The 7,681-nt window shown below is 67.1% G+C and carries 8 protein-coding genes; 3 read left to right on the top strand and 5 right to left on the bottom strand.

Annotated elements, in window-relative coordinates; translation table 11 throughout:
• The 4 genes from ACO1BU_RS34970 to ACO1BU_RS34955 form a co-directional block, all read right to left on the bottom strand.
• On the bottom strand, positions 1-655 hold a 655-nt coding region (locus tag ACO1BU_RS34970; protein ID WP_424140516.1), incomplete at its 3' end, for an FAD-dependent oxidoreductase.
• A gap of 266 nt (positions 656-921) precedes the next feature.
• Positions 922-2,154 carry an ABC transporter substrate-binding protein gene (locus tag ACO1BU_RS34965; protein ID WP_424140515.1) on the bottom strand — a complete coding sequence of 411 codons (1,233 nt, stop codon included), beginning with the start codon at positions 2,152-2,154 and terminating at the stop codon, positions 922-924.
• An 84-nt stretch (positions 2,155-2,238) separates the two neighbouring features.
• On the bottom strand, positions 2,239-3,060 hold the full coding sequence (locus tag ACO1BU_RS34960) for an SDR family NAD(P)-dependent oxidoreductase (protein ID WP_424140514.1): 822 nt from the start codon (positions 3,058-3,060) through the stop codon (positions 2,239-2,241).
• Positions 3,047-3,451, bottom strand: a complete 405-nt coding sequence (locus ACO1BU_RS34955) for an SDR family oxidoreductase (protein ID WP_424140513.1) — start codon at positions 3,449-3,451, stop codon at positions 3,047-3,049. Before ACO1BU_RS34955 ends, ACO1BU_RS34960 begins: the two co-directional genes overlap by 14 nt.
• A gap of 231 nt (positions 3,452-3,682) precedes the next feature.
• Between ACO1BU_RS34955 and ACO1BU_RS34950 the strand changes: the two genes are divergently transcribed.
• The gene (locus ACO1BU_RS34950; protein ID WP_424140512.1) at positions 3,683-4,024 is read left to right on the top strand and encodes a hypothetical protein; all 342 of its coding nucleotides are present in this window, start codon (positions 3,683-3,685) and stop codon (positions 4,022-4,024) included.
• Positions 4,025-4,977: 953 nt separating this feature from the next.
• Here ACO1BU_RS34950 and ACO1BU_RS34945 read toward each other — a convergent pair.
• Positions 4,978-6,012, bottom strand: coding sequence for a helix-turn-helix domain-containing protein (locus ACO1BU_RS34945; RefSeq protein WP_424140511.1), 1,035 nt, complete (start codon positions 6,010-6,012; stop codon positions 4,978-4,980).
• A 76-nt stretch (positions 6,013-6,088) separates the two neighbouring features.
• Between ACO1BU_RS34945 and pobA the strand changes: the two genes are divergently transcribed.
• Together pobA and ACO1BU_RS34935 are read left to right on the top strand one after the other, a co-directional pair.
• Positions 6,089-7,324 carry a 4-hydroxybenzoate 3-monooxygenase gene (gene pobA, locus ACO1BU_RS34940; RefSeq protein WP_424140510.1) on the top strand — a complete coding sequence of 412 codons (1,236 nt, stop codon included), beginning with the start codon at positions 6,089-6,091 and terminating at the stop codon, positions 7,322-7,324.
• A 32-nt stretch (positions 7,325-7,356) separates the two neighbouring features.
• Positions 7,357-7,681 (top strand): dioxygenase family protein (locus ACO1BU_RS34935; protein WP_481133259.1); only part of this gene is annotated, 325 nt, incomplete at its 3' end.

Raw genomic sequence — 7,681 nt, 5'->3', positions numbered from 1 at the left:
GCGCATTGCCACTGGTCAGCTGCACGCCGCGCCGGTACAGCGCCAGCTCCTTCATATGCGCCGCCAACCGCCGCGCCACGTAGAGGGCCGAAACGGGCGAGCGCGTGACGTTGAAGAAGTGCTTCAGATCGCGGTTGGCCGAGTTGAACATCATGCCGAGGAAGGTAATCGTCTCCAGCGGCTTCCGCAGGCGGCGCATCTCCGGGCCGAGGCGGCGCGCATCGTAGGGAAGCGGCGCCACGGAGCGGCCGATCGAGATCCCGCCCTCCCGGTCCGGATGGTAGTCCGGATACTCGGCGAGGGCGAACTTCACCTCCGTCTCGCGCTCGAAGAACTCCAGCATCCGCGGCCCGTTCTCCAGGAAGGCCTCCACCCGCGCCTCGTCGTAGTGATTGCCGGCCTCGCTCCGCAGATAGGTCCGGGCGGCCTCGCGGCTGTCCTCGATGCGGCGTGCCTTCGCATGGGGATTGCCGGGGATCCAGAGGATGCCGCCGGAGAAGGCGGTGGTGCCGCCGAAGACCGGCTCCTTCTCCACCACCACGACGTCCAGCCCCGCCTTCCGCGCCACGATCGCCGTCGACAGCCCACCCGCGCCCGAACCCACCACCAATACATCGCAGCGGCGCTCCGCGGGCGTGGTTATCGATTTCGTCATTTTGCAGCCTTCTTGTATAGCCCTGACTTAGCACTGTTTGGGAATGGTACTGACTGCCTGGTCAGCGTGGTTACAGCCTCGCTCCATGAAGGACACCAACCCTGCGGTCGTTCGGAAGGGGATCCCGGCGACTTCCGGTCCGGTCGGCGCCTTTCGTGTCCCTATTTCGGTCACCACACCCCTCCCACCTGCCTGAGCACGGGCCTGTTCCCGGCTCCAGTCTCATGCCGCGTTCCGGCCTCGGCAGCGTGCGCCGCGCTCCTCATCTAGGCGAGCGAGCAGCCGCCCTCGCTGATCGGCCGGAAGGCCTCCTCGGCCGGAACGGTCGCAACCAGCTTGTAGGTATCGCCGAGGTAGCGGCTCTCCTCAGGGGCCTTCACCTGGAACAGGTAGGCCTTGTGGACCTTACGGCCATCCGCGCGGATCAGGCCTTGGCCGAAGCAGTCGTCATCAGTCGGCATCCTCTTCATCATCGCGATCACCTCCGCCCCCGAAGCCTTCGCGCGTTCGACGCCAAGCGCCCTCACCGCCTTCAAATAATGGCGGACGCTCGCATAATCCCCGGCATGGCTCATGTTCGGGAAGACGCCATCAGGCAGCTTTGGCTTCATCCGTGCCATGAATGCGCGCGTACGGTCGTTCAGGTCCCAGTAGAAGGTTTCCGTCAGCGAGAGCCCCTTCGCGACCGGAAGGCCCATGGCAAGGACGTCAGTGATGTAGCCGACCAGCGCGGCCGTCCGTATCCGGCCGCCGCTCATCCCGAATTCCTGTGCCTGCTTGAGGCAGCCGATGAGTTCCGTGCCGGAGTTTGCGAAGCCGATGACGTTCGCGCGACTCCGCTGCGCCTGGAATAGGAAGGAAGAGAAGTCGGAAGTCGTGCCGAACGGGTAGCGCACCGATCCGAGCACGGTCCCTCCGGCCGCCCGCACGAACTGCCCGGAATCCGCCTCGGCCGCATGCCCGAAGGCGTAGTCGGCGGTGACGTAGAACCACCGGTCACCGCCGCTCCGGACGAGGGAGGTGGAGGTGGAATGCGCCAGGCACCAGGAATCCCAGGACCAATGTACGTGGTTCGGGCCGCAGCTCTTCCCCGTCAGGTCCGAGCTGCCAGCCGTGGTAATAAGGGCGGCCTTCCCCTTCTCCGCCAGGATGGTCCTTGCCCCGAGCGCAATCGAGCTGTTGCCGACGTTGGAGATCACGTCCACCCCAGCCCGGTCGAACCACTGACGGATAAGGGTCACCCCAACATCCGGCTTGTTCTGGTGGTCGGCGACGAGAACCTCCACCTTGATGTCCGGGTTCTCGGCCATAAACTCGTCTGCGGCCTGCTGCACGCAGGCAACGCTGGTGGGGCCCGAGACGTCCCGATAGATGCCGGTCATGTCCGTGATGACGCCGATCCGGATGGTATTCGCGGCCTGGGCCCGCCCAGGCCGGGACGACATGGTCGCGGCGGCCGCGAGGGCGGAGCCGATGAAGGTGCGGCGGTCAATCGTCATTCCTGTTTCCTCTCCCTCGTCTTCTTGGTTCCGGGATGCGACTGGAGCAGCCCTTCGAGGCGGGCTTCGCGTCCTTATTCGTCCTTATCCGTAGCCCGGGCGCGGGATGAGGTTCATGATGCCGTGGGTGAAGCCGCCATCAACCGTGATCTCCTCCCCAGTCACGTAGGCGGCGCGCTCGCTCGCGAGGAACAGGACGGCGTCCCGTACATCCTCAGGCTGCCCGATCCGGCCGGCGGGAACGGCCGCGCTGCGTTGCTCCAGCACGCCCGGCGCGTCATAGAAGGGCTTGCTCATTGGCGTCATCACCAGGCCGGGGCTGACGACGTTGCTGCGGATGCCGTCGCGGCCCCATTCCGTTGCAATCTGCTGCGAGAGCATGAGCACCCCCGCCTTGGTGACGCTGTAGGCGCCGCTGGACCCCTGGGGGTGCCGCCCGGCGATGGAAGCGATGTGCACGATGCTGCCGCGCCCGCGCGCCCGCATGCCAGCGGAGAACGCCTGGGCGCAAAGGAAGTACCCGGTCAGGTTCACCGAGATCAGCGCGTTCCACTCGGCCAAGCTGAGCGTGGCGAGGGGGCCGGGGCGCAGCAGGGCGGCATTGTTGACCAGGATGTCGCAGCCCCCGAACCGCTCCTCTGCGATCGCGGCAGCAGCGGCCACCGCCTCCGACGATGCGACGTTGCAGGGCCTTGCCAGGACCTCGCCCCCGGCCTCCGCCACGGCCCGTGCAAGCGCCTCCATGTCGGCCGTGTCCCGGTCTAGGAGGAGGAGCTTCGCGCCTGCCGCGGCGAAGCCGAGGGCAATGGCCCGGCCGAGCCCGCCCGCCACGCCGGTAACGGCGCAGACCCGCCCCTGCAGCCCGAGCCAGCCCATCTGGTCCGTTCCGGCCTCAGCCCTGCCCATCGGACGCGTCCCCCGCATCGGCAAAGGCCTGCCGGTCATCATCCACGCTGAGGACGCCTCCTATCACGTAGCTGACCTGAGGCGAGGCCAGGAACCAGATTGCCCCGGCGAGTTCCTTCGGGTGCCCGAGCCACCCGAGCGGGGTCCGGCGAGCGAGGCGGCCCAGGTCGACCGGGCATAGGCCTCCAGCTTGCGCACGAGCACCGTGGCCACGTGTCCCAGGGGGACGGCATTCACACGGATACCTTGGTAGGCCCACTCGCAGGCCATGGAGCGCGACCGACCAGCCGCCGCCGACAAAGCGCCGAGCCGTCGCCCATCTCAGGTCGTCGGCTGCACCGGTGACGAGCACCACCTGCTGCCGGTGCGCCGGTGTTGCGCCCTCATGCATACTCGTGTGACCCGTGCGCGAGCGTTCCCGGGTGGTCCTCGGTCGGTCCGGCGATGCTGGCCCTCGCCATCGGATGCATCAGGAACACACCGCCGACTGCCACCAGACCTTACGGCGCCGAAAGCTCATCCCCGGCCGCTCGTGCTGGAATAGTATGTTCCTGGCCTCTTGGTCTGAATCACCAACTGCCTGTCCAGCAGCGCTTCCCGCCTCTATCGGGCCAAATTCGACATGGATGTCAGCGAATGGCGTGTGCTGGCCTATTTGGGGATCTACCCGAGCGGCACGAATGCGCAGATCTACAATCTCATCGGCATGGACAAGGCCCCGGTGAGCCGCAGCCTGTCGCTGCTGGAGACGAACGGCCTGCTCCACGTTAAGGCCGTGTCCGGCCGCAGCGTGGAGCTGCCCCTCATTGCCAAGGAGCGCCAGATTTACGAGCGCATGCTGGAACAGGCCTTGGTAAGGGAGGAGGCACGGCTCAACGGCTTCGATTACTCCGAACGGGCGCTGCTGGTCGCTCTTCTTCATCGCCTCCTCCAGAACATTCCCGCCGTGAACACCGTCGGATAATCAGCTGAACCGGATCGGTAGCGGCCAGCGGAGCAAAACACAGGGCCGCCAATTGCAAATGTCAACGCTCCATTGACACTGATGTTGACAAGGCAACTCTAGGTGGCGTTGACTTCCGTAATCAAGATAGAAACCGCCAAGAGCATTCGGGGAGGATCACATGCGTTCCGATGGCGCATGCCGGGCTGTGCCTGCCGCAGGACACTCGACGCCGATCCCGTATCGCTCCTCGAGATGATCCGCTCGGCCGGCTGCCCTACCATCATCTTTCACCGCTGAAGGCCCGGGCGGCCATGGTCCAGGCTCGGGGCACCACGGCGCCCGAGCACAAGCTCCCGGCAGCACCTGCCAGATTTCGCGCAGGTCCGCATTGGCCGCGGGCTGGACGGACCGGGACAGCTTGTCCAGCACGTTGGCGGTCTTGTGCGCCCAGCCCCGTTGATGCCGGGAGTTAGCTCTGAATCTCCGCTGCCCGTTGTCATGAGCTCTTGGTCCTCCCGAACCCGGGCCTTCGAGGTTGTCCGGGCAGGCAGATACTTCACTCCCCAAATTGAGAGGTCAACACATGGCGTTGCATGTGGGACTACTCGGTCGCTCCGCAGTCGGTCAGTGCTGTTACGGGCAGGCCGAACGAACGCTTGGCTGGTACATCGAGCTTCGACGATTCGCGACGACGACACTCAGCGTTTAGCCATCAGAGCCCGGGGCCGCCGTATAGATCAGCAGCCACACGGCACGGCAGTAGCAGATACCTAGGCGCCCGGATTCCTGGTCGGACAAGTACAGGAGGAGGTCACCGGCCCGGCCAAATGTGTTGCGATCGCCCGCCCCGCGGTGCCGTCCTGATCCGTCGGGTTCTGGACGATCCCGACCGCAGCACAGCCGCGCCCTGGCGAGTGCAGGCGCAATGCCTTGCCGCGGCAGGACCAGCTTTGCCGAGCGCGCCGCGTTATTCACGAGTAAAAGTGAGAACTGCGGCGCGACACCTTCGCCGGCCGATTGCCTGACTCGAGTGCAGAAGGTGTTCCTTGTCCGGCTTCGGGCCAGCTTCCGCGCGGCCGGGCATCCTCGCCGTGCTGCCGCTGGTAGAAGGCCGGCGGGACGCCTTCATGGCGCGTGAAGAAGCGCGAGAAATAGGCGGGCTCGAAGCCGAGGCTGTAGGCGACCCCTGAGACGTTCCGGGAGCCATGGATCAGCATGCGGCGAGCCTCGGCCAGGAGCCGCTCATGGACCATCGCCATGGGGGAGCGCCCCGTGACGCTGCGGCAAGCCCGGGTGAGCGTGCTCTGGGTCACGCCGAGCTCCCGGCAGTAGGTGTCCAGCCCGGCATGCTCGCGGTAGCGCTGCTCGACCTGCTGGCGGAATCGCCGGACCAGGGCGGCCTGGGCGCTCACCGCCGCCGGGCCGGAGCTTTCCTCCAGCAACCGGCGCAGAAGGGCGAGGAGCAGGAGGACATGGCCGCCCAAGGCCGCCTGGCGCCCGCCGCCGAAGCTGCCGAAGGCCTGGTCCAGCCGGGTGAAACCCGCATCCAGTTCCTCCCACAACGGATCGGCCTGACCAGGTGAGAGGGTGAGGACGTCCTCGGGGATGCAGGGCTCGCCGGTGAGGCGGCCGCAATCCGCGACGAAGGTGTCCGTGAGGGTGAGGACATGGCCGGCGCTGGCGGGATCGAAGCGCAGCCCATGCACCTTGCCGGCCGGGATGACGAGCAGCGCCGGGGCCCGGAAGGCCGGCCCGGGATCCGCGCCGAGCAGCACGCCCTCGCCCCGCCGGATCCAGAAGAGCTGGTGCAGCGCGCGATGGCGGTGTGGCCGGATGTTCCAGCCATGCCGCGCGCTGCGCGTCACCAGCGGCTCCAGATGCACCGGCTCCAGCCGGGCCCGTGGCCGCGCTTCGCCGTACAGATCGAAGAAGGGGATGGCCGCGGCGCCGGAACCTTCGCGCCCAGCCCCTCGCGGGGATGGGGCGGTCCTGACTGGAAAGTCCAAGGATTTGCCTCGATCATCCATGGATCGGACAGATGCATCCTTCCATGTCTTATACAGGACTCAAGGGACGAACGTCGTGAATCACCGCACCCAGGTGGCGATCATCGGTGCCGGGCCGGCCGGGCTGCTGCTGTCCCAGCTGCTGTTCCGGGCCGGGATCGACTGCGTGGTGCTGGAGCGAAAGTCCCAGGCCTATGTCGAGGCCCGCATCCGCGCCGGCGTGCTGGAGCAGGGCACGGTGGAACTGCTGGACCGGGCGGGGGTGAGCGAGCGGCTGCACCGGGAGGGGCTGCCGCATCACGGCGTCCAGATGGCGCTGGACGGCGACCTGTTCCGGATCGACCTGCACGGGCTGACCGGCGGCAGGTCCGTCACCGTCTATGGCCAGACCGAGGTGACGCAGGACCTGATCCGCGCTCACCAGGCGCGCGGCGCGGCGCTCCTCTTCGAAGCGGAGGATGTCGCGCTTCACGACGTCACGGGCGACCGCCCCAGGGTCACCTACCGCCTGCACGGAGAAGACCGTCAGGTCACCTGCGACTTCATCGCGGGATGCGATGGCTATCACGGCGTCAGCCGCAGCAGCATCCCCGCCGAGGTGCTGCGCGTCTTCGAGCGGGTTTACCCCTTCGGCTGGCTGGGCATCCTGGCCGATGTGCCGCCCTGCGACGATGAGCTGATCTATTCCAACCACCTCCGCGGCTTCTCGCTGGCGTCCATGCGCTCCCATACGCGCAGCCGCTACTACGTGCAGGTGCCGCTGAGCGAGCGGCTTGAGGACTGGCCGGATGAGCGGCTCTGGGACGAACTGGCCATTCGCCTCGGCCCGCAGGCCGCCGCCCGCATGACGCGCGGCCCGGCGATCGAGAAGAGCATCGCTCCCCTCCGCTCCTTCGTGGCCGAGCCGATGCGCCATGGCCGCCTCTTCCTGGCGGGGGATGCCGCGCATATCGTGCCGCCCACCGGGGCTAAGGGGCTGAACCTCGCCGCATCCGATGTCGGCATGCTCGCGGACGCGCTGATCGGGCATTACCGCGATGGTTCCGATGCAGGGCTGGAAGGCTATTCGGCCCGGGCCCTGGCGCGCGTGTGGATGGCCGAGCGCTTTTCCTGGTGGTTCACCAGCCTGACCCACCGCTTCCCTGACATGGACGACTTCGCGCGCCGCATGCAGGTGGCCGAACTGGGCTATATCCGCGCCTCGGTCCGGGCGCAGACCGTGGTGGCCGAGAACTATGTTGGCCTGCCTCTGGCCTATGCCGCGGGCCTGGCAGGTTGGAGTGACATTGCGCCAGCCCAGGCAGCGGGCTGATCACAAGCAACCCAGGAAGAAAGGAATCCCCCATGAGTGAGGTTGTGCATGGTTATCGCCGGCCGGCTCCGGCGACGCAGCCGCCGCTGAACTCGCCTTCTTATGGCAGCACGCATGCGCGCTACCCGACGCAGCCCTTGCTGGAACTGCCGCACACGCTGACGGAGACGAGCAGCCCGGTCTTCACCCCGGCGCGATACCCGGAGATCACGGACCTGACCGTGCTGGAAAACGGCCGGGGTCATGCGATGGGCGAGCGGATCATCGTGGCCGGCCGGCTGAGCGACGAGGATGGCCGCCCCATCCGCCATGCCATGGTGGAGGTGTGGCAGGCCAATGCCGCTGGCCGCTACAACC

The sequence above is a fragment of the Roseomonas chloroacetimidivorans genome (assembly GCF_049629625.1).
Taxonomy (GTDB): domain Bacteria; phylum Pseudomonadota; class Alphaproteobacteria; order Acetobacterales; family Acetobacteraceae; genus Roseomonas; species Roseomonas chloroacetimidivorans.
This window is presented reverse-complemented; position numbering and strand designations above follow the sequence as displayed.